This window comes from Magnetospirillum sp. ME-1, assembly GCF_002105535.1.
In the GTDB taxonomy this organism is placed as follows: domain Bacteria; phylum Pseudomonadota; class Alphaproteobacteria; order Rhodospirillales; family Magnetospirillaceae; genus Phaeospirillum.
Genome location: NZ_CP015848.1, coordinates 1,733,903 through 1,753,346 on the forward strand (window position 1 = coordinate 1,733,903; position 19,444 = coordinate 1,753,346).

General features: G+C 65.7%; 19 protein-coding genes. 5 read left to right on the top strand and 14 right to left on the bottom strand.

Annotation, left to right across the window (positions count from 1 at the left end; genetic code table 11):
* Positions 1-41: 41 nt before the first annotated feature.
* From WV31_RS08155 to acpS, 7 genes are all read right to left on the bottom strand, one after another.
* Positions 42-1,697: an AMP-binding protein gene (locus tag WV31_RS08155; protein ID WP_085373086.1), complete on the bottom strand. Its 1,656-nt coding sequence runs from the start codon at positions 1,695-1,697 to the stop codon at positions 42-44.
* A gap of 279 nt (positions 1,698-1,976) precedes the next feature.
* Positions 1,977-2,687 (bottom strand): DNA repair protein RecO, encoded by a 711-nt coding sequence (gene recO / locus WV31_RS08160; RefSeq protein ID WP_085373087.1) that lies wholly within the window; start codon positions 2,685-2,687, stop codon positions 1,977-1,979.
* Positions 2,674-2,889, bottom strand: coding sequence for a hypothetical protein (locus tag WV31_RS08165; RefSeq protein ID WP_085373088.1), 216 nt, complete (start codon positions 2,887-2,889; stop codon positions 2,674-2,676). The genes recO and WV31_RS08165 overlap by 14 nt, the downstream gene beginning before the upstream one ends.
* A gap of 107 nt (positions 2,890-2,996) precedes the next feature.
* Positions 2,997-3,908, bottom strand: coding sequence for a GTPase Era (gene era / locus WV31_RS08170; RefSeq protein WP_085373089.1), 912 nt, complete (start codon positions 3,906-3,908; stop codon positions 2,997-2,999).
* Positions 3,905-4,588, bottom strand: a complete 684-nt coding sequence (gene rnc, locus WV31_RS08175; RefSeq protein WP_085373090.1) for a ribonuclease III — start codon at positions 4,586-4,588, stop codon at positions 3,905-3,907. Before rnc ends, era begins: the two co-directional genes overlap by 4 nt.
* A 3-nt stretch (positions 4,589-4,591) precedes the next feature.
* The gene (gene lepB, locus WV31_RS08180; protein ID WP_085373091.1) at positions 4,592-5,335 is read right to left on the bottom strand and encodes a signal peptidase I; all 744 of its coding nucleotides are present in this window, start codon (positions 5,333-5,335) and stop codon (positions 4,592-4,594) included.
* Between the two features lie 93 nt (positions 5,336-5,428).
* Positions 5,429-5,824 (bottom strand): holo-ACP synthase, encoded by a 396-nt coding sequence (gene acpS / locus WV31_RS08185; RefSeq protein WP_085373092.1) that lies wholly within the window; start codon positions 5,822-5,824, stop codon positions 5,429-5,431.
* Positions 5,825-5,906: 82 nt separating this feature from the next.
* On the opposite strand from acpS, the gene WV31_RS08190 reads away from it, so the two are divergent.
* Both WV31_RS08190 and WV31_RS08195 read left to right on the top strand, forming a co-directional pair.
* Positions 5,907-6,332: a nuclear transport factor 2 family protein gene (locus WV31_RS08190; protein WP_085373093.1), complete on the top strand. Its 426-nt coding sequence runs from the start codon at positions 5,907-5,909 to the stop codon at positions 6,330-6,332.
* Positions 6,333-6,376: 44 nt separating this feature from the next.
* Entirely contained in the window at positions 6,377-6,793 is a 417-nt protein-coding gene (locus WV31_RS08195; protein WP_168185878.1) for a bacteriohemerythrin, read from the top strand.
* A 14-nt stretch (positions 6,794-6,807) separates the two neighbouring features.
* Here WV31_RS08195 and WV31_RS08200 read toward each other — a convergent pair whose 3' ends face one another.
* The 3 genes from WV31_RS08200 to rpoZ form a co-directional block, all read right to left on the bottom strand.
* Complete coding sequence (locus WV31_RS08200; protein ID WP_085373095.1) at positions 6,808-7,542, bottom strand: pyridoxine 5'-phosphate synthase; 735 nt, start codon at positions 7,540-7,542, stop codon at positions 6,808-6,810.
* 139 nt (positions 7,543-7,681) lie between these two features.
* The gene (locus tag WV31_RS08205; RefSeq protein WP_085375526.1) at positions 7,682-9,847 is read right to left on the bottom strand and encodes a RelA/SpoT family protein; all 2,166 of its coding nucleotides are present in this window, start codon (positions 9,845-9,847) and stop codon (positions 7,682-7,684) included.
* A 127-nt stretch (positions 9,848-9,974) separates the two neighbouring features.
* Positions 9,975-10,355 (bottom strand): DNA-directed RNA polymerase subunit omega, encoded by a 381-nt coding sequence (gene rpoZ, locus WV31_RS08210; protein WP_085373096.1) that lies wholly within the window; start codon positions 10,353-10,355, stop codon positions 9,975-9,977.
* Between the two features lie 172 nt (positions 10,356-10,527).
* Here rpoZ and WV31_RS08215 point away from each other — a divergent pair, with 172 nt between their 5' ends.
* The 3 genes from WV31_RS08215 (at position 10,528) to WV31_RS08225 (ending at position 12,320) form a co-directional block, all read left to right on the top strand.
* A complete protein-coding gene (locus tag WV31_RS08215; RefSeq protein WP_085373097.1) occupies positions 10,528-11,091 on the top strand; it encodes a LabA-like NYN domain-containing protein in 564 nt (187 codons plus the stop codon).
* Positions 11,092-11,193: 102 nt separating this feature from the next.
* Positions 11,194-11,829: a uracil-DNA glycosylase gene (locus WV31_RS08220; RefSeq protein ID WP_085373098.1), complete on the top strand. Its 636-nt coding sequence runs from the start codon at positions 11,194-11,196 to the stop codon at positions 11,827-11,829.
* A gap of 59 nt (positions 11,830-11,888) precedes the next feature.
* Positions 11,889-12,320: a bacteriohemerythrin gene (locus WV31_RS08225; RefSeq protein ID WP_085373099.1), complete on the top strand. Its 432-nt coding sequence runs from the start codon at positions 11,889-11,891 to the stop codon at positions 12,318-12,320.
* Positions 12,321-12,323: 3 nt separating this feature from the next.
* Here the strand turns inward: WV31_RS08225 and WV31_RS08230 are convergent, their stop codons facing one another.
* The 4 genes from WV31_RS08230 to WV31_RS08245 form a co-directional block, all read right to left on the bottom strand.
* Complete coding sequence (locus tag WV31_RS08230) at positions 12,324-14,252, bottom strand: diguanylate cyclase domain-containing protein (RefSeq protein ID WP_085373100.1); 1,929 nt, start codon at positions 14,250-14,252, stop codon at positions 12,324-12,326.
* A gap of 115 nt (positions 14,253-14,367) precedes the next feature.
* Positions 14,368-17,031: a valine--tRNA ligase gene (locus WV31_RS08235; RefSeq protein WP_206072604.1), complete on the bottom strand. Its 2,664-nt coding sequence runs from the start codon at positions 17,029-17,031 to the stop codon at positions 14,368-14,370.
* Positions 17,032-17,124: 93 nt separating this feature from the next.
* Positions 17,125-17,874, bottom strand: a complete 750-nt coding sequence (locus tag WV31_RS08240) for a DUF2497 domain-containing protein (protein WP_237051545.1) — start codon at positions 17,872-17,874, stop codon at positions 17,125-17,127.
* A 144-nt stretch (positions 17,875-18,018) separates the two neighbouring features.
* The gene (locus tag WV31_RS08245) at positions 18,019-19,392 is read right to left on the bottom strand and encodes a TolC family outer membrane protein (RefSeq protein WP_085373103.1); all 1,374 of its coding nucleotides are present in this window, start codon (positions 19,390-19,392) and stop codon (positions 18,019-18,021) included.
* Positions 19,393-19,444: the final 52 nt, after the last annotated feature.

Genomic DNA, 19,444 nt, shown 5'->3' on the forward strand with positions numbered 1-19,444 from the left:
CTTCGCCACGCTCAGGATGACAGGCGCCCGTAAAGTCTGCCCTACAAATCCCTGAGGCGGAAGCGCTGGATCTTGCCGGTCTGGGTCTTGGGCAGGAACTCCACGAACTTGACGTCACGGGGATATTTGTAGGGCGCGATGGAGGCCTTGACGAAGTTCTGGATCTCCTCGGCCAGCAGCTCACTGGCCTGGGAGGGATTGTCGAGCACGATGCAGGCGCGAACAATGGTGCCCCGCGTCTCGTCGGGCACGCCGACCACGGCGCATTCCGACACCTTGGGGTGTTCGAGGATGGCGCGCTCCACCTCCTGGGCCGAGATGTTGTAGCCCGACGACACGATCATGTCGTCCGAGCGGTCCACGTACCAGAACCAGCCGTCCTCGTCCTGCTCCATGATGTCGCCGGTGACGTTCCAGCCGTTCCTCACGAAGGCCGCCTGCCGCGCCTGGTCGTCGAGATAGCGGCAGCCGGTGGGGCCGCGCACCGCCAGACGGCCCTTGGAACCCGGTGGCAGCGGATTGAAGTCGTCGTCCAGGATGCAGGCGGTGTAGCCGTCGGCGGGATAGCCGGTGGCCCCGGGCTTGGCCACGTCCGGCGACTGGCAGATGAAATGGGTCAGCATCTCGGTCATGCCGATGCCGTTGACCAGCTTCACCCCGGTACGGTCCAGCCAGTCGTCGTACAGCTTGGGCCGCAGATGCTCGCCCGCCGACGAGGCCTTGCGCAGCGACGAGATGTCGTACTTGTCCACCATCCCCAGCATGGCGTGAAAGGCGGTGGGCACGGCGTAAAGGCTGGTGGCGCGGTGGCGCTGGACGCCATCGAGAATCAGCTCGGGCGTCGGCTTGGGCACCAGTACGGCGGTGGCGCGATAGCGCAGCGGATACATCATGAACGCCGCCTTGCCGTAGGTGAAGGCGATGGAGGGCGAGCCGATGACGACCTCGTCGGGGTCCACCGTATGGCGGCGCGGCCAGCAATCGCAGGATGCCAGGATGTCGCGGTGGAAATGCATGGCGCCCTTGGGGTTGCCGGTGGTCCCCGAGGTGAAGGTGATCAGCGCCACGTCGTCGGCCGCCGTGTCCACATTGGCGAAGCCGGCGGGCTTGGCGTCGGCCCGGCGGTCGAGATCGGCACCGGATTGCCTGCCCTCGCCCAGGGGCGTGAAGTAGGAGACGTGACGCAGCTCGGGCACCTTCTGGCGGGTGAGCTCCATCTCCTCGGCCAGATCCAGCTCGCACAGCGCCACGTGGATGCGGGCCTTCTCGACGATGTAGCTGAGCTCCTTGGCGCGCAGCAGCGGCATGGTGGTGACGCAGATGCCGCCCGCCTTCAGCACCGCCAGCCAGCAGGCCACCAGCATGGGGGTGTTGGCCGAACGCAGCAGCACCCGGTTGCCCGGCACCAGCCCGAAATCCTCGGCCAAAACCCGGGCGATGCGCTCGGCCCGGTCGAGCAGATGGGCATAGCTCCACGTCCCCTCGGCGTAATGGAACACCGGCTTGGTGCCGAACCCGGCGGCCACGGCGGTATCGATCAGCGCGGCGGCCGCGTTGATGCGGTCGGGATAGTGTGACAGATGCGCCGCCGAGTAGTCGAACACCGGCCACAGCTCAGGGGGAGGCAGCAACTCGCGGGCAAAGCGGTCCACATGGGCACTGGGCACGCCCCCCGGGGCACCATTGGACAAGCTCATTCCTTCCTCCACCAACTGAACGCTCATTCATCTGAATGATTATTCATTCACCCGGGCAAGGTCAAGGGGAATGGGGATGGCGCATACCCTAAACAAGCTGCGGAAAAATGCGCCACCAGCCGCATCCAACCGACAGCGTCATGGCCGTGCTCGACACGGCCATCCACGCGGCGCGGTAGATATAGCATCGAAAACAATGAATTAGGCGAAGTCACGTGGATACCCGGAACAAGTCCGGGCATGACGCCATAGGGTGTGGAAGCCCCGAAACGCAACTTGCTAAATCAGCCGCCCCATCATCCTTCCCCGCACCGCCGGCAGTTCCGCATGGCGCGGCCCCAACACATGGCGTTGCAGGAAAAATCCCGTCATCTCCAAGCCCTCGCGGATGGCGATGGCATCCCCCTCCCCACCGTCCACCAGAAAGGCCGGCAGGGCGAACAGCTTGGTCCGCCAGGGCTCACCCGCCGCCCTGGAGACGGCGCGGCCCGTCTTGGGGCTGACCCAGGCGAGGTCGTGGGTTTGCCCCGTGGCGGCGCAAACCGAAAGGTCGAGGCCGAAGCCCAGGTCGCGCAGCAGCGCCAGTTCGAAATGGACATAGACGCTGGGCCAGGATTCGGCCTCCAGGGCGTGCAGCAGGGCGGCCAGGGCGGCGTGGCAGGCGGGATGGGGCTGGCGTTCGGGCAAAGCCGCCTCCACCAGGGCGCAGGCCGAGCCCAGCGCGGCAAGGCGGGCCGGGTCGTCCAAAAAGGCGGCGGCATAAGCGTGCAGCAATTCCAGTTTGTAATTGCCCAATTGCTCGAGCAGGCGGGCGGTCCATTTGGCTCGCACCGTATTGCCCGGCTGCAGGACGGGGCGGTTGGCCTTGCCCTGGCCGCCATGAACCAGACCGGCGTGGCGGCCATGGGCGCGGGTCAGCAGGGAGGCGACGGCGCCGGTTTCGCCATGGCGGCGTACCGCCAGGACGATGGCGTCGTCATCCCATTCCATTCCAGCTCCACACGAACAGGGCCACCCCGCCCGTGGCAGCGGCCAGGGCCAGGGCGGACAGCAGCTTCTGCCGGGCGGAAATGGCGGGGACGTCCTCGTCCTCGAGGCTCCAGGCGCCCCGGGCGAAGCGATGGACCAGAAGGCCCAGCAGCACCAAGGCCCCTACCCACATCAGGGCAATGGCGATGGCGCGGGGGCTCATGCCGCTCTCCGCCTGTCACCCTGAGCGCAGCGAAGGGTCTTTCAGACCATGACGGCTGAAAGATGCTTCGCTGGCGCTCAGCATGACAGGAACGGAACGACGATTGCTCATGAATCGAAATCCAGGCCCAGCTCGGAGTAATGGCCGCGCTTTTCCGACCAGTCCTCACGCACCTTGATGTGGATGAACAGGTGGACGCGGCGCTCCAGCAGCTCTTCCAGCTCCTGGCGCGCGCTGGCGCCGATGGCCTTGATCTGGCGGCCGCCCTTGCCCAGGACGATGGGCTTCTGGCTCTCGCGCTCCACATAAATCACCTGATCGATGCGGGCCGAGCCGTCCTCCTTCTCCTCCCACTTCTCCGTCTCGACGTAGAGGGAGTACGGCAGTTCCTGGTAAAGGGCCAGGAAGGCCTTCTCGCGGGTGATCTCGGCGGCCAGCAGGCGCTGCGGCAGGTCGGAGACCTGATCCTCGGGGAACATCCACGGCCCCGGCGCCACCAGCCGGCCGAGATGGGCCAGCAGGTCGCCGATGCCGTCGCCCTTCAAGGCGCTGATCATGAAGACATTGGTGAAGATGCCCTCGGCATCCAGCTGGGCGGTGAGGCCCAGGAGCTTCTCGCGCTTGACCAGATCCACCTTGTTCAGCACCAGGATGGCCTGGCGGTTGGCCTCCTTCAGCCTCTCGACGATGGCCCTGGTCTCGTCGTCATAGCCGCGCGACGCATCCACCAGCAGGCAGACGTGGTCGGCGTCGGCGGCACCGTTCCAGGCGGCAGCCACCATGGCGCGCTCGAGGCGCTTCTTGGGCGCAAAGATGCCGGGGGTGTCCACCAGCACCACCTGGGCGTCGTCGACCATGGCGATGCCCATCACCCGGAAACGGGTGGTCTGCACCTTGGGCGAGACGATGGACACCTTGGTGCCCACCAGGGCGTTGACCATGGTGGACTTACCGGCATTGGGAGCGCCGACCACCGCCACGAAGCCGCAGCGCTGGTTGGTTTCGGGAACTTCGTTCATGTCATCACCTGTTGCAGCAGCAGGCCGGCTGCCGCCTGCTCCGCCACCCGTTTCGAGGCACCGCGGCCCACGGCCGAGCCTACACCCTCGACACTGACCTCCATCAGGAAAATCGGCTCGTGCGGCGGACCTTCCTGACCCAAAATGCGATAGCTGGGCAGCGGCAGTCCCCGCCCCTGCGCCCATTCCTGCAGCCCGGTCTTGGAATCCTTGGGCGGCGCCAGCGCCTCCTCCATCAGAGGCTCCCAGCGCGAGCGCACGAAGGACGCGGCAGCAGCAAAGCCGGCATCGGCGTAGAGCGCCCCGATCACCGCCTCGCAGGCGTCGGCCAGGATGCCGGGATTGGTCCGCCCGCCGGCCTCGTCCTCGCCCCGGGCCAGCACCAGATGGCGGCCCAGATTGATCTGGTTGGCCACGCGCGCCACCGCTTCGCGCCGCACCAGGGCGGCATGGCGGCGCGCCAGGGCGCCCTCGGCCTCGTTGGGAAAGCGATTGAACAGCATCTCGGCCACCACCAGGCCCAGGACGCGGTCGCCCAGGAATTCCAGGCGCTCGTAAGGATCCGAGGTCTTGGTGCGCCGCCCCTGCTGCATGCTGGGATGGGTCAGCGCCTGGGACAGCAATTCGGGCCGCGTGAAGGCATGGCCCAGCACCGCGTGAAGCTCGGCGGCGCCGGCCATGGCCTACTCGATCCCCTGCAGCAGGCGGGAATAGCGGATGGCCCAGGGCCAGCGCCACACTTCCCACAGCGCCGCGCTGCCGTCGCCCGAGAAGAACAGGATCTCGGCCCGGCCTACGAAATTCTCGGCCGGCACGTAGCCCACCTCGGACAGGAAGCGCGAATCCGCCGAATTGTCGCGGTTGTCGCCCATCATGAAGTAATGCCCGGCCGGCACCACGTATTCCATGGTGTTGTCGGCGGGGCCGTTGTCGCCCAGGAATTCGATGATCTTGTGCTTGCGTCCGTTGGGCAGCGTCTCGATGTATTGCGGCGCGCGCAGGATGTTGCCGTCACGATCGCGCTCGACGAAATCCTCGATCCGCTTCCTTTCCACGGCGACGCCGTTGATGTGCAGGATGCCGGCCTTCACCTGGATGCGCTCGCCGGGCAGGCCCACCACCCGCTTGATGTAGTCGATCTTGTTCTCGGGCGGCTTCTTGAAGACGATGACGTCGCCGCGCTCAGGCGCCCGCTCCATGATCCGGCCGCCGCCCGGCCCGATGCCGAACGGCATGGAATAGCGGGAATAGCCGTAGGCGTATTTGGAGACGAACAGGTAGTCGCCGATCAGCAGGCTGGGGATCATGGATCCCGACGGAATGTTGAAGGGCTCGAAGGCCAGGGTGCGGACACCTCCGGCGATCAGCATGGCGTAGACGATGGTGCGGATCGTCTCGCCCATTCCGCCCGACTTGCCTTTAGACATGAATAGAGCCGCTTATCCCATTGAAATTCATGACACCCGCCTTACGCAAGGCATACGGCGCCGCCGAGATCAAGCCAGCCATTGGCCCGGCTGTCAAGCAGGCAGGGCTTCGATGATCACCACGGCCTGGGCCAATGGATATTCATCGGAGAGCGTAAGGTGCAGCCGGGCCTGCATCCCGGCCGGAATCCGCCGGGCCAGAAGCGCCGCCGCTCCGCCACTTAAGCAGAGCACCGGCCGCCCCGTCCCGTCGTTGGTCACCTCGATGTCGCGCCAGCCGACGCCGTCCTTTCCCAGCGCCTTGACCAGCGCCTCCTTGGCGGCGAAGCGCTTGGCGTAGGCACCGGAGCGGGCCTTTCCCACCCGCCGCTCGGCGGTGGCCCTTTCCGACTCGGTGAAGACCTTGGCGATGAAACGCTCGCCGAACCGCTCGAGGCTGTCCTCGATACGGCGGATATCCACCAGATCGTTGCCCAGGCCGATGATCATTGAACTCTCGCTTTCATGGCGGCGATCCTAGAATCCGGGTACCCTGCCCGCAACAACACAAATCACCGCAGGGAAAACGGACATGGACATCGACGGCTTCATGCAGGGATACAAGACGGCCTGGGAAAGCCGGGACCCGGCCAAATTCGCCGCCCTTTTCCACCCCGACGGGCGCTACCACAACACGCCCTTCCAGGTTCAGACCGGCGCCGCCGAACTGGCCGAGTACTGGAAGCGGGTGCAGCTTCAAGAAGACGTCCAGGTCGAATACCAGATCCTGACCCGCCAGGATGGCGGCGGCGTGGCCCACTGGCACGTCACCTATCAGGTGGCCTCCGAGGAACTGTTCCAGATCTGGGCCAAGTCCACCGGCACCGGCCTGCCCAACCGCAAGCCCGGCGATCCGCTGCCCCGCATGGTGCTGGACGGCATCCTCCAGGCCAGCTTCGCCGGCGGATTGTGCCGCGAGGCGCGCATTTGGTGGCACAGCATGCCGCAGGCGAATTAACCCGGGCATATGTGTTAAGCTGACCAATCATGGGGGAGGCAGCGATGGTAGACACCACCTGGCAGCAGAAATTCGAGATCGGCCATCCCCGGATCGATTTTGAGCACCGGATATTCCTGGATCTCATCGCCCAATTCGCCGATCAGGCGGAATCCGGCGCGCCGGCCAAGCGGCTGCTCCGCACCTGTGCCGAGCTCTACAAATACGCCGATTTCCATTTCTTCAGCGAGGAAGGGTTGATGGAGGAGATCGAGTGGCCGGAAACCGCCGCCCACAAGGCGCTGCATCGCGACCTGCTGAAGCAGTTGCAGGATTATATCGATTCCGTGGCGCTGGATCAGGTCCGCACCAGCGAGATGATCGGCTTCCTGCTCCAGTGGTTCACCAGCCACACCGCCGCCGAGGACCGCAAGCTGGCCCGGGCCCTGCCCTCATCCATGCCCTACAAGGCGGCGGTCTGAGCGATGGGGGGGCTTCAAGCCCCCCTCGCCTCGTCCATCAGGCGGCGCATGTGGCGGATGGAGGCGTCGAGGCCGACGAAGATGGCCTCGCCCACCAGGAAATGGCCGATATTCAGCTCCATGATGGAGGCAATGGCCGCCACCGGCTTGACCGTGTCGTAGGAAAGACCGTGGCCGGCATGGCATTCCAGGCCGATGGCCTGGGCATGGGCGGCGGCCGCCTTGATGCGGGCGAATTCGCGGTCGCGCTCGGCCCCCTCGGCGTCGCAATAGGCGCCGGTATGCAGTTCGATCACCGGTGCGCCCAGGGCCTTGGAAGCGTCAAGCTGCGCCGGATTGGCCTCGATGAACATGGAGACGCGGATGCCGGCGTCCAGCAGGCGGCCGACCAGCGGCTTCAGGCTGTCGAACTGCCCCACCACGTCGAGGCCGCCCTCGGTGGTGCGCTCCTCGCGCCGCTCGGGAACGATGCAGGCGGCGTGCGGACGGTGTCGCAGGGCGATGGCCACCATCTCCTCGGTGGCCGCCATCTCGAAATTGAGCGGCAGCGTGATCTCGTTGGCCAGACGCTCCATGTCGCGGTCGGAGATATGGCGCCGGTCCTCGCGCAGATGGGCGGTGATGCCGTCGGCTCCGGCCGCCGCCGCCATGTGGGCAGCCCGCACCGGATCGGGATGCCGCCCGCCGCGGGCGTTGCGGATGGTGGCGACGTGGTCGATGTTGACGCCGAGGCGCAGGCGGCCGGTCATGTCCTCATAACTCCAGATGAAATGCTATTGGGCTATCGCCCAAACCCATCCGGGGCGATGCCCCGGCCCCCATTTTATCTCATGAATGGGGTTTGGGGCCTATGGCCCCAAGCAGGTATGGACGGCAGCCCATGAACTCCTAGTTCCGCGCCCGGTCCACCGAGTTGATGGCCGGCGTGGCGCGGAGCGCGGCGATGACGTTGGTCAGGTGCTTCACGTCGCGCACTTCGATGTCGATGAGCATCTCGAAGAAGTCGGTGGTGCGGTTGGTGATCTTGAGATTGGTGATGTTGCCCATGTTCTTGGCGATCACCGTGGAGATGGCGCCGAAGGCGCCGGGCTCGTTGGTCACCACCAGATCGATGCGGCCCACATGGGCGTTGCTGTCGGCCTCGTCCCAGGCGAGGTCCAGCCAGCGCTCGGGCTGGTCGGCGAACTGCTCCAGGTTCTCGCAGTCGATGGTGTGGATGGTGACGCCCTTGCCGGTGCTGACGATGCCGACGATGCGGTCGCCGGGCAGCGGGTGGCAGCAACCGGCGAAATGCATGGCCATGCCGGGGATCAGGCCCTTGATGGGGACCGCGCCGGCCTTGTCCTTCTTGTTGGTGGACGGCTTCTCGCTGCGGGCCTTCAGCGCCACCACGTTGTCGTTGCGGTTGGCCTGGGCCTTCAATTCGGGGAAGACGGTGGAGACCACGTCGCGGGCGGTCAGCGTGCCTTCGCCCACCAGGGCCAGCAGATCCTCGGATGACGGCGCCTTGAAGATGCGCAGCACGCCGTCCAGGGCTTTTTCCGTGAATTCATAGCCTTCCTGGCGGAAGGAGCGCACCAGGATGGCGCGGCCCAGCTCGGTATACTGGGCGCGCTGCTGGGTGCGGATGAAGCGGCGGATGCGGGCGCGGGCCTTGCCGGTGACGACGAAGCGTTCCCAGGTGGGGTTCGGCGTCTGGGCCTTGGACGTGATGATGTCGACCTGATCGCCGTTGTTCAGCTGGGTGCGCAACGGCATGATGCGGCCGTTGACCTTGGCGCCGACGCAGGTATCGCCCACCTGGGAGTGGACGGCATAGGCGAAATCCACCGGGCAGGCGCCTCGGGGCAGATTGATCAGGTCGCCCTTGGGCGTGAAGCAGAACACCTGGTCGGAGAACATCTCCAGCTTGGTGTGCTCCAGGAATTCCTCGGGGTTGGAGGCGTGTTCCAGAATGTCGAGCAGTTCGCGCAGCCAGCGGTACTGGCGGCCGTCGGTCATGCTGCCGCCTTCGCCGCCGCCGCCCTTGTACTTCCAGTGGGCGGCGACGCCCAGCTCGGCCACCTCGTGCATCTCGCTGGTGCGGATCTGCACCTCGATGCGGTGACGCTCGGGCCCGAACACCCCGGTATGCAAGGAGCGGTAACCGTTGGGCTTGGGCGTCGAGATGTAGTCCTTGAAGCGGTTGGGAACCATGGGGTACTTGGAATGGATGACCCCCAGCGCCCGGTAGCAATCCTCGACATTCCCCACGGCGACGCGGAAGGCCATGATGTCGGACAGCTGCTCGAAGCCGACGTTCTTCCTCTGCATCTTCTGCCAGATGGAATAGGGCGTCTTCTCGCGGCCCGAGACCACCGCCTTGATGCCGGCCTCGTCCAGAATGCTGCGCAATTCGTCCAGGATGCGGCCGATCAGGTCGCCGCCCTGTTCGCGCAGGAACGACAGGCGCGCCACGATGGAGCCGCGCGCGTCGGGGTGAAGCTCGGCGAAGGCCAGGTCCTCCAGCTCCATCTTGATGCCCTGCATGCCGATGCGTTCGGCCAGCGGCGCGTAGATCTCCATGGTCTCCATGGCGATGCGGCGGCGCTTGTCGGGGTTCTTGATGTAGTGAAGGGTCCGCATGTTGTGCATGCGGTCGGCCAATTTCACCAGCAGGACGCGGATGTCCTCGCTCATGGCCAGCACCAGCTTGCGCAGATTCTCGGCCTGCTTGGCGTGGTCCGATTGCAGCTCGATGCGGTTCAGCTTGGTGACGCCGTCCACCAGACGGCCGATCTCGCGCCCGAACAGCTTCTCGATGTCGTCGAGAGTGGCCGGCGTGTCCTCGATGGTGTCGTGCAGCAGCGCGGTGATGATGGAAGACGAATCCAGCCGGTACTTGGTGAGGATGCCCGCCACCTCGATGGGGTGGGAGAAATAGGGATCGCCCGAGGCCCGAAGCTGCGAGCCGTGCATCTTCATGGCGAAGACGTAGGCGCGGTTGATGGCATCCTCGTCCGCAGCCGGATCGTAGGACTTGACGCGCTCCACCAACTCGAACTGGCGCATCATGGCCGGGGTCACCTCACCTTTCCGCCCAAGTGTGTACCGACCGAAGGCCGGCGGCAAAGAGGAAAAAGAATAAAAAAGCCGCCCGCCCCCACCTTAAGATGGGAACGGGCGGCCTTTTTCGGAAGGATTACTCGTCGCCCGAGTCCACGTCGAAATCGGCGCCGGTGTCGTTGATGGACATGCCGTCCTCGATCATCTCGTCCTCGTTGGCGACGGTCTCGAAGGCCATGTCGCGGTCGGGGATGAAGCCCTCCATCTCGTCCTCTTCCGGCTCGTCCACTTCGACGTGCTTCTGGAGGTTCTGGATCAGGGCGTTCTGCAGGCCGTCCAGCGGAACGGTGTCGTCGGCGATCTCGCGCAGAGCCACGACCGGGTTCTTGTCGTTGTCGCGCTCCACCGTCAGCTTGGCCCCGGCGGAGATGTCCCGCGCCCGCTGGCCGGCCATCAGCACCAGCTCGAAGCGGTTCGGAACCTTCAGTACACAGTCTTCAACCGTAACGCGCGCCATCGAAGATCCTTGCTTTAGGCAATCTCGGAAAGAGACAGCTTATATCGTCGCTTGGGCTTCGAAAGCAAGCCCCCATCCCTTCGCCCCCTTGCGGCCAGGCCCGATGCCCCCTACGTTGGGGTCATTCTTCCCGCTTTTGCGGGCCAAGCCTTTTCGACCAAGCGAGTACACCATGCAGTTCTATTCCGCCGAACGACTCGGCCTTTTCATCGATGGTTCCAACCTTTATTCCGCCGCCCGCGCCCTGGGCTTCGACATCGACTACAAGAAGCTCCTGAACCTGTTCGCCGGCAAGGGGCGGCTGATCCGCGCCTTTTATTACACCGCCCTGATGGAGGACCAGGAATACTCCCCCATCCGCCCGCTAGTGGATTGGCTGGACTACAACGGCTACACCATGGTCACCAAGCCGACCAAGGAATTCACCGATGCCATGGGCCGGCGCAAGATCAAGGGCAACATGGATATCGAGCTGGCCATCGACGTGATGGAGATGTGCCAGTACCTGGACCATGTGGTGCTGTTTTCCGGCGATGGCGATTTCCGCCGGCTGGTGGAGGCGGTGCAAAGAAAGGGCGTGCGCGTCTCGGTGGTCAGCACCATCCGCTCGCAGCCGCCCATGGTGGCCGACGAACTGCGCCGCCAGGCCGACGTCTTCATCGAGCTGTCGGACCTGGAAGGCCAGATCGCCCGCGCCCAGTCACACCGGGATGACCGGGCCTATCCGGCGGATTGATCATCATTGCCCCTCGCCGGGCGCGCCCATCCGGGCGCTTGGCCGCCGCCTCAATGGCGGCTGGCCGTCCGGCAAACCACTTCGTTCACCGGACGGCACGACATGAACCACCCCACCCCCGAGCCTGATTGCGGCCTGTGCCCACGGCTGGCCGAGTTCCGCCATGCCAATCGCGCCCAGTATCCCGGCTGGCATCACGATCCGGTGCCGTCCTTCGGCGATCTGAACGCCCGGCTGCTGGTGGTGGGCCTCGCCCCCGGCCTCAAGGGCGCCAACCGCACGGGACGGCCCTTCACCGGCGATTACGCCGGCGATCTGCTCTACGCCACCTTGGTCAAGTACGGACTGGCGCGGGGCGAATACCGGCAATCGGCCGATGACGGGCTGGAACTGGTGGACTGCCGCATCACCAACGCGGCGCGCTGCGTGCCGCCCGCCAACAAGCCCCTGCCCACCGAATTCGCCGCCTGCCGCCCCTTCCTGGCCGCCGAGATCAAGGCCATGCCCAACCTCAAGGGCATCTTCTGCCTGGGCCGGGAATCGCACCAGCAGGTGCTGTCCACCCTGTCCCTGCGCCAGGCCGCCCACCCCTTCGGCCATGGGCGCCTCCACGCCCTGCCCGGCGGTCTGGTGCTGGGCGACAGCTATCACTGCTCGCGCTACAACACCAATACCGGCCGCCTGACCGAAGCCATGTTCCATCAGGCCCTGGAAGCCCTGCTGGCGGCGCTGCGTTAATATTCCATTGAAGGGCCGATGCTATACTTCCGTCCGTGTATGCGGCGGGAGCGACCGGCATGACCGTCATCGAATGGAGCAACGAGCTGAAGCTGGGCGTTCCGGCCATGGATGCCGAACACCGCCAGCTCCTGCGCCTGACCAACGACTTCCTTACCGCCGCCAAGGAGCAGGCTCCGTTTACCCGCCTGACCCGCATCATGGGCGAGCTGATCGCGCGCACCCGCATCCATTTCCAGGCCGAGGAGACCCTGCTGGACCATTCCGGCTATCCCGGCCTGGCGGGACACCGGTCCGAGCATGCCCGCCTGCTGGTGGACGCCCAGCGGCTGTACGAGCGTTTCACCGCCCTGGAGGCCGACGCCGGCGCCGACGAAGCCGCCTCCCGCGACCTCACCGTGGAAGCGGCGCGGTTCCTGCAGCGCTGGCTGGTGGACCACATCCTGGCCGAGGACCGGCCCTACCGCCCCTACGTCATGAAGCTGACCTGAAGGTCAATCCCCGGACGGCAGGTCGGCGGCGAACAGGACGTTGTTCTTGCCTCTCCGCTTGACGGCGTACATGGCGGCATCGGCGCGCCGGATCAGGCCTGCCCCGTCCTCGGCGTCGTCGGGATAGAGCGCCACGCCGATGGAGCCCCGCACATGGGCGGTCCCAGCCTCCAACTCGTAGGGCTCGGCCAGGACCTTCAAAATCTTGCCGGCCACCAGGGCGGGATCGTCGCGGCCGTGCACTCCGTCCAGAATCACCACGAATTCGTCGCCGGCCAGACGGGCCAGGGTATCGGTCGCCCGCACGCAGACCGACATGCGCGACGCGGTCTGCTGCAGCAAGACGTCGCCGGCAGCGTGGCCCAGGGTGTCGTTGACCGCCTTGAAGCCGTCCAGGTCCAGGAACATCAGGGCGAAGCGCTTCTGCTCCCGCTTGGACTGGCGCACGATCTGGTTGAGACGGTCGAGGAACAGCGAGCGGTTGGGCAGGCCGGTCAGCGCGTCGTAATTGGCCTGGCGCCAGATGCGCTCCTCGTCCTCCTTGCGGTGGGTGATGTCCGAGAACACCGCCACGAAATGGGTGATGGCCCCGCTGACGTCGCGCAGCGCATTGATGGACAGCCACTCGGCATAGAAGGCGCCCGACTTGCGCCGGTTCCAGATCTCGCCCTCCCAGTGGCCGGTTTCCGAGAGCACCCGCCACAGATCGGCATAGAACTCGGGATCATGCCGGCCGGAACGCAGGAAACTGGGATTCTGGCCCCGCACCTCGTCCTTGGAATATTCGGTGATGGTGGTGAAGGCGGGGTTGACGAAGATGATGCGGTTGTCGGCATCGGTGATGACCACCGCCTCGGTCACCGTCTCCAGCACCTTGGAGGCCAGCAAGATCTGCTGTTCCGCCGCCTTGCGCTCGGTGATGTCGTAAATCCAGGCAAGATTGACAGCCTCACCAGCGAAGTCCAGGGAACGGATGGTCAAGAGGCTCCAGAACGGCGTCCCGTTCTTGCGGCGGAACTCCACCTCGGCGTCGTCCAGGCGTCCGTCCCGGCGCAGAAGGGCCAGAACAACCTGCCGCTGGGCGTCGTCCACATAATGCTCCCGCGCCTTCGAGCCCAGGAACTCCTCCTTGCTCATGCCGATGATGTCGGTGAAGCGGGAATTGGCGAAGACGACCCGTCCGTCGCGGCGCCGCGACACCGAAACGCCGACCGGGCTTTCCTCGAGGATTCGCCACAGCCGCTCCTCGCTTTCCTTGAGCCGCGCCGCATTGGCGGATCGCTCGGCGATGTCGGCCTGAAGCCGCAAGACCATGGGACGGAAGACACCGAACGCCGACAGCACCAGCAGGCCGACGGCCATGGCAACCGTCACCGCCTGCAGCTTCATCAGCTCGTCCATCTGGGATTCGCTGACCCGCTGGAAGCGGATGGTCAGTTCATCGAGGGACCGCAGCAACGAGCCCCCCGCCCCCGCCGAAATGGCGGCCAGGTCGGAATTGGTGGCCGACGGCCGGCTTCCCCCGGCCAAGAGGGTGCGGCCACGGGCGACGAAGACCCCAAGGTCGCGGTCGAGACTCCAGGGGGGAGCGGTGAACACCTCCATCACCGAGGCCGGCGGCGGCGACTTGTCGCCACGCATCAGACGGGCGTGCCGCTCCTCGATCTGGTCCAGGGTCTCGCCCAGCAGGCGCACCGTGATCGCCCGCTCCGCCTCCTCGACGATGACCAGGCGGTTGGCGGCGAAGGCCACCCGCTGCACCAGCATGCGCTGGCGACCGGCCAGGTTGACCAGTTCGGCGCTGCCCTCGGCGTCGGCGATCATGCGGGTCAGGGCGACGAACGACATCAGGGCAAGCGCGCCGAGCACCACCAGAACGGCGACATACCGTGTGGTCAGTTCCCGCGTGATCCGCTCACCCAGATCGGACATCCCCAATTTTCCCGCATAACCCAGGAATCATCATAGCGGCAAAGCAAGGGCATGTCTCGGCGGGTAGTGCTCGCCGGGACATACCTGCATTCACGGGATGGCATGAACGCCGATCTTAAGCTCCCGACAGGCGCTCCAGGGCTTCGCGCAGCTTAGCCACCGCCTGCGCCCAGTCGTCGCGGCGCTCGCGCTGCTCGGCCACCACCTCTTCCGGAGCCCGCGCCATGAAGTCGGCATTGCCAAGCTTCTTGTCCACCTTGGCGATCTCACCCTCCAGACGGGCGATCTCCTTGTCCAGGCGGGCCCGCTCCTTGTCCACGTCGATGACGCCGCCCAGCGGCATCACCAGGGTGGCCTCGTCCACCACCATCTGGGCGGCGCCGTGGGACGAGGCCTGAGCCACCCGCTCGGACGAAGCCTGGGCCTCGAAGGCGGTGAGGCGCGCCAGGCGGGTGATCAGGTCCGCATGGGTCTTGGCCCAGCCGCGCTTGGCCTCGGCCAGACCCGACACCAGCAGGTCCACCTGGGCCGAGGGCGGCACGTTCATCTCGGAGCGCACGCCGCGCACCGTCGAGATCATGCGCACCACCCAGTCCATCTCCTCCTCGGCCTCCGGCGCGGCAAGGCCGTCCAGGCTGGGCCAGGAGCGCAGCATCAGATCGCCGTCGCGCGCCGCGATCTGGCCCCACAATTCCTCGGTGATGAACGGCATCAGGGGATGCAGCACGTGCAGGACCTGGTCCAGCACCCAGGCGGCGGTGGCGCGGGTCTCGGCCTTGGCGGCCTCGTCACTGCCGTTGAAGATGGGCTTGGCGAATTCCAGGTACCAGTCGCAGAAGGTGCCCCAGACGAACTGATAGCAGCCGCCGGCCGCCGCGTCGTAGCGGTAGTTCTCGATGGCGCCGCCCACCTTGGCGGCCAGTTCGGCGGTCTTGGCGGCGATCCAGCGGTTGACGGTCTCCTTGACCGCCTTGGGATCGAAGCCTTGCACCGGGCGGCACTCGTTCATCTGGCAGAAGCGCGCCGCGTTCCACAGCTTGGTGGCGAAGTTGCGGTAGCCTTCCACCCGGCTCTCGGCCAGCTTGACGTCGCGGCCTTGCGCCGCCAGCGCCGCCAGGGTGAAGCGCAGCGCGTCGCAGCCGTATTTGTCGATCAAGTCCAGGGGATCGATGATGTTGCCCTTGGACTTGGACATCTTCTGGCCCTTCTCGTCGCGGACCAGGGCGTGGATGTAGATGTCCCTGAAGGGCACGTCGCCCATGAAGTGGATGCCCATCATCATCATCCGGGCGACCCAGAAGAAGATGATGTCGAAGCCGGTGACCAGCACGTCGCCGGGATAATAGCGGGCCAGTTCCGGGGTCTGCTCCGGCCAGCCCAGCGTCGAGAACGGCCACAGCGCCGACGAGAACCAGGTGTCCAGCACGTCGGAATCGCGGGTCAGCCCGACCGCCTTGCCGTAATGCTTCAGGGCGGCGGCAGCGGCCTCCTCTTCCGTCTCCTCGACGAAGAACGCCCCGTCGGGGCCGTACCACGCCGGCACCTGATGGCCCCACCAGATCTGGCGCGAGATGCACCACGGCTGGATGTTGCGCATCCATTCGTAATAGGTGTTCTCCCAGTGCTTGGGCACGAAGCGGGTCTTGCCGGTCTCCACCGCCTCGATGGCGGGCTTGGCGAGCGTCGCGGCGTCCACGAACCACTGGTCGGTCAGCCAGGGCTCGATCACCACGCCGGACCGGTCGCCATAGGGCACCATGTGGGTGTGGGGCTCGATCTTGTCCAACAGGCCCAGCGCCTCGAACTCGGCGACCACCTTCTTGCGGGCGTCGTAGCGGTCCAGGCCGCGATAGCCGTCCGGCACCTCGTCGTTGGTGCGCGCATCGCGGTCGAAAATATTGATCTGGGGCAGCGAATGACGCACGCCCACCTGGAAGTCGTTGAAATCATGGGCCGGGGTGATCTTCACCGCGCCGGTGCCCTTGGTGGGGTCGGAATACTCGTCCGCCACGATGGGAATCAAGCGATTACAAATGGGTAGCCGCACCATCTTACCCACCAGGGCGGTATAGCGCTCATCTTCAGGATGAACGGCAACCGCCGCATCGCCCAGCATGGTCTCGGGGCGGGTGGTAGCGACAGTAATATAAGTGTTTTCAAGGCCATCCACGGGATACCTGAAGTGCCACATATGGCCCTTCACTTCCCGCTGCTCAACCTCCAGATCAGAAATGGCGGTATGCAGCTTGGGGTCCCAGTTGACCAGACGCTTGGCGCGGTAGATCAGGCCCTGGCGATGCAGGGTGACGAACACCTTGCGGACGGCGGCCGACAGGCCCTCGTCCATGGTGAAGCGCTCCTTGGCCCAGTCGGGCGAGGCGCCCAGGCGGCGCAGCTGCCGCGTGATGGTGCCGCCCGATTCCGCCTTCCACTCCCAGACCCGCTTGATGAAGTCGTCGCGGCCCAGATCGTGGCGGGTGATCTTTTGCGCTTCCAGCTGGCGCTCCACCACCATCTGGGTGGCGATGCCGGCGTGGTCGGTACCCGGCTGCCACAGGGCATCCTTGCCGGTCATGCGGCGATAGCGGATCAGCACGTCCTGCAGGGTGAAGGTCAGCGCGTGGCCCATGTGCAGGCTGCCCGTCACGTTGGGCGGCGGCATCATGATGGTGTAGGGCTGGGCGTTGGACTCGGTGTGGGCGGCGAAGGCGCCCTGGGCTTCCCAACGCTCGTAATGCTTCGGCTCCACCTGGGTGGGGCTATACGTCTTTTCCAGCATGGCCATCGGACTGTCACTTCACTTGAAATGGGGACAAACAAGAAGGGCGGCCCGATCGCGCCGGGCCGCCCCATGGCTTCGAACCGGCGGAGATTAGTACTCTCCGGTGCGGTTTACCATCCTCTCGATCTCTTTCTTGACGATGCGCTCGATCATGTAGGGCAGGTTCTGGTCCAGCCATTCCGACAGGATCGGCTTCAACAGCTCGCGCACCAGATCTTCCAGGGTGACGGCGCTGTTGCCCAGGCCGAACGACTTCTGGCGCACGATCTCGCGGGCCAGATTGGTCAAGAGCGAGGCGCCGTGGTCGATGCTGGGCGGGCTCATCAGCCCTTCGTCGTCGGGCGGCGGAGCGCGGCGCGGCGGCGGGGGCTCGTAATCGTCCATCACCCGGCTGGCGGCGGCCATCACGGGGGCCGGCTCGAACTCGCCGAGATCGGCCTTGAAATCATTGATATCGAAAGCGGGCTCCGGCTCCTCGGGCGCTTCCTCCATGACCATGTCGTCGGTCAGTTCGAGGATGTCGTCGTCCATCTCCGGCTCAGGCTCGGGGATGGGCAGCGGCTCGGGCTCAGGCTCAGGCTCCGGTTCGGGCTCCGGCTCGGGGGCCGGGGCCGGCGTATCGAACAAGGAGTCGATATCGTCCTGGGCGAAGGTGGGAGTCGGCTCGGGCTCGGGCTCCGGTTCGGGCTCGGGCGGAGGCATGGGCTCCGGCTCCGGCTCGGGAGCGACCGGTTCGGGGGCCTTGGGCTTATCCTCGGCTTCATCTTCCGACAGGATGCGTCGGATAGAGGCGAGGATATCCTCCATTGATGGTTCTTGCTGGGCCTTGTCGTCGCTCATGTCACGGCTATTCTGTCTGCCTGCGCCCAAGAAAGGGACCTGCCGTAATAGTGACTTACGGCCGGTAACAAATGGTTAAAATTCCACGAGTCCCCAAGAGAAACCCGGATCAGCCACTCGACGCCGATCCGAGCCCCACTATTTCTACTCGTATCCTTTGTCCTTGTCGATGCCATTGCCGATCCATTGGCCACGGACATCGTCATAGTGCTTGGTCGGATCATAGACCTCGACGGGAAGATTGAGCCCCTGGGCGGTCATTTGCCCCAGGGCCGACTTGACCTGATAGGAGGCCGCCAGCACGTCGCGGCTGGCCTTGACCAGATTGACGCGGGCGTCGAACAGCTCCTGCTCGGCGTTCAGCACGTCCAGGATGGTGCGCGATCCCACCTTGGATTCCTCGCGCACGCCGGCCAGGGCCAGTTCCGAGGCCTTGATCTGGGCCTGATAGGAATTGGCCTGGGCGCGGGCCGCCTGCAGGCTCTCCCACGCTTTGGTGCCGGTTTCGATGGCGTCGCGCCGGGCCTGGTCGGCCTCGATGCGGCGCTGGCCGGCGGTATGCTTGGAAGCGCGCACGCGGGAATAGACGCTGCCCGATTCGTACAGCGGCACGCTGAGATTCAGCAGGACCTGCCGGTTGGTGTAGGAGGATTCCATGGTCGAATTCTGCAGTCCGCGAGTGATATCGGCGGACAGCGACACGGTCGGCAGCAACTCGCCCCAGATCAGGTCGATGTTGTCCTTGGCGGCGGCGTGGGTGAAATCGGCCGAGACCACGTTGGGATTGGCGGCCAGCGCCTGAGCGGTGACCTCCTCCAGGCTGGCGGGCAGGGCCGGCGGCGTGGCGGGAGCGGCCAGCGCCTCGGGCGGGCGGCCGACATTGTTGACGTAATTGGCCCGCGAGCTCTGCAGGTTGCCCTCGGCGGCGACGCGGTCGGCGGTGGCCTTGGCCAGGCGCGCCTCGGACTGGCTGACGTCGGTGCGGGTCAGCTCGCCCACCTTGAAGCGCTCCTGGGTCGCCTCGTACTGCTTGCGCAGCACCTGCTCGTTGTTGATGGAGAGCTTAAGGACCGCCTCGTCGCGCACCACGTTGAGATAGGCGGTGGCGGCGGCCAGCAGGATGGTCTGCTCGGTGGACGCCAGCAGGGCCCGCTCGCTCATCACCGAATTCTCGGCCTGGGCGGTGGCGGCCAGGGTGCGGCCGCCGCGGAACAGCGGCTGGCTGATGGTCAGCGCCTCGGTCCGCGGCGTGCGGGTCATGGAATATTTGCTGAGGGTATTGTTGTCATAGCTGCCCCGGCCGACGGACCCGGTCAGCGACACGGTGGGGCGCCAGTTGGACAGCGCCTGTGGAACGCCCTCATCGGTGGAACGCAGCTTGGCGCGCCGGGCCAGCAGGGTGGGGTTGGACGAATAGGTGGAGGCCAGCACCTCCTCCAGCGTCTCGGCGGCAACGGGGGTCGAGGCGGCCACAACCATGCATGCCGCGCCGATCAGCCGACAGCTTACCTTCCTCATTCAACACCTGTATTCAGCAATGCGGGTCCCCATCCCGGAACGACCTAATATC

Excerpts from the sequence above, each read along its gene's own strand:
- WV31_RS08155 (WP_085373086.1), bottom strand. The coding sequence starts at position 1,697 with ATGAGCTTGTCCAATGGTGCCCCGGGGGGCGTGCCCAGTGCCCATGTG.
- recO (WP_085373087.1), bottom strand. The coding sequence starts at position 2,687 with ATGGAATGGGATGACGACGCCATCGTCCTGGCGGTACGCCGCCATGGC.
- WV31_RS08165 (WP_085373088.1), bottom strand. The coding sequence starts at position 2,889 with ATGAGCCCCCGCGCCATCGCCATTGCCCTGATGTGGGTAGGGGCCTTG.
- era (WP_085373089.1), bottom strand. The coding sequence starts at position 3,908 with ATGAACGAAGTTCCCGAAACCAACCAGCGCTGCGGCTTCGTGGCGGTG.
- rnc (WP_085373090.1), bottom strand. The coding sequence starts at position 4,588 with ATGGCCGGCGCCGCCGAGCTTCACGCGGTGCTGGGCCATGCCTTCACG.
- lepB (WP_085373091.1), bottom strand. The coding sequence starts at position 5,335 with ATGTCTAAAGGCAAGTCGGGCGGAATGGGCGAGACGATCCGCACCATC.
- acpS (WP_085373092.1), bottom strand. The coding sequence starts at position 5,824 with ATGATCATCGGCCTGGGCAACGATCTGGTGGATATCCGCCGTATCGAG.
- WV31_RS08190 (WP_085373093.1), top strand. The coding sequence starts at position 5,907 with ATGGACATCGACGGCTTCATGCAGGGATACAAGACGGCCTGGGAAAGC.
- WV31_RS08195 (WP_168185878.1), top strand. The coding sequence starts at position 6,377 with ATGGTAGACACCACCTGGCAGCAGAAATTCGAGATCGGCCATCCCCGG.
- WV31_RS08200 (WP_085373095.1), bottom strand. The coding sequence starts at position 7,542 with ATGACCGGCCGCCTGCGCCTCGGCGTCAACATCGACCACGTCGCCACC.
- WV31_RS08205 (WP_085375526.1), bottom strand. The coding sequence starts at position 9,847 with ATGATGCGCCAGTTCGAGTTGGTGGAGCGCGTCAAGTCCTACGATCCG.
- rpoZ (WP_085373096.1), bottom strand. The coding sequence starts at position 10,355 with ATGGCGCGCGTTACGGTTGAAGACTGTGTACTGAAGGTTCCGAACCGC.
- WV31_RS08215 (WP_085373097.1), top strand. The coding sequence starts at position 10,528 with ATGCAGTTCTATTCCGCCGAACGACTCGGCCTTTTCATCGATGGTTCC.
- WV31_RS08220 (WP_085373098.1), top strand. The coding sequence starts at position 11,194 with ATGAACCACCCCACCCCCGAGCCTGATTGCGGCCTGTGCCCACGGCTG.
- WV31_RS08225 (WP_085373099.1), top strand. The coding sequence starts at position 11,889 with ATGACCGTCATCGAATGGAGCAACGAGCTGAAGCTGGGCGTTCCGGCC.
- WV31_RS08230 (WP_085373100.1), bottom strand. The coding sequence starts at position 14,252 with ATGTCCGATCTGGGTGAGCGGATCACGCGGGAACTGACCACACGGTAT.
- WV31_RS08235 (WP_206072604.1), bottom strand. The coding sequence starts at position 17,031 with ATGCTGGAAAAGACGTATAGCCCCACCCAGGTGGAGCCGAAGCATTAC.
- WV31_RS08240 (WP_237051545.1), bottom strand. The coding sequence starts at position 17,874 with ATGAGCGACGACAAGGCCCAGCAAGAACCATCAATGGAGGATATCCTC.
- WV31_RS08245 (WP_085373103.1), bottom strand. The coding sequence starts at position 19,392 with ATGAGGAAGGTAAGCTGTCGGCTGATCGGCGCGGCATGCATGGTTGTG.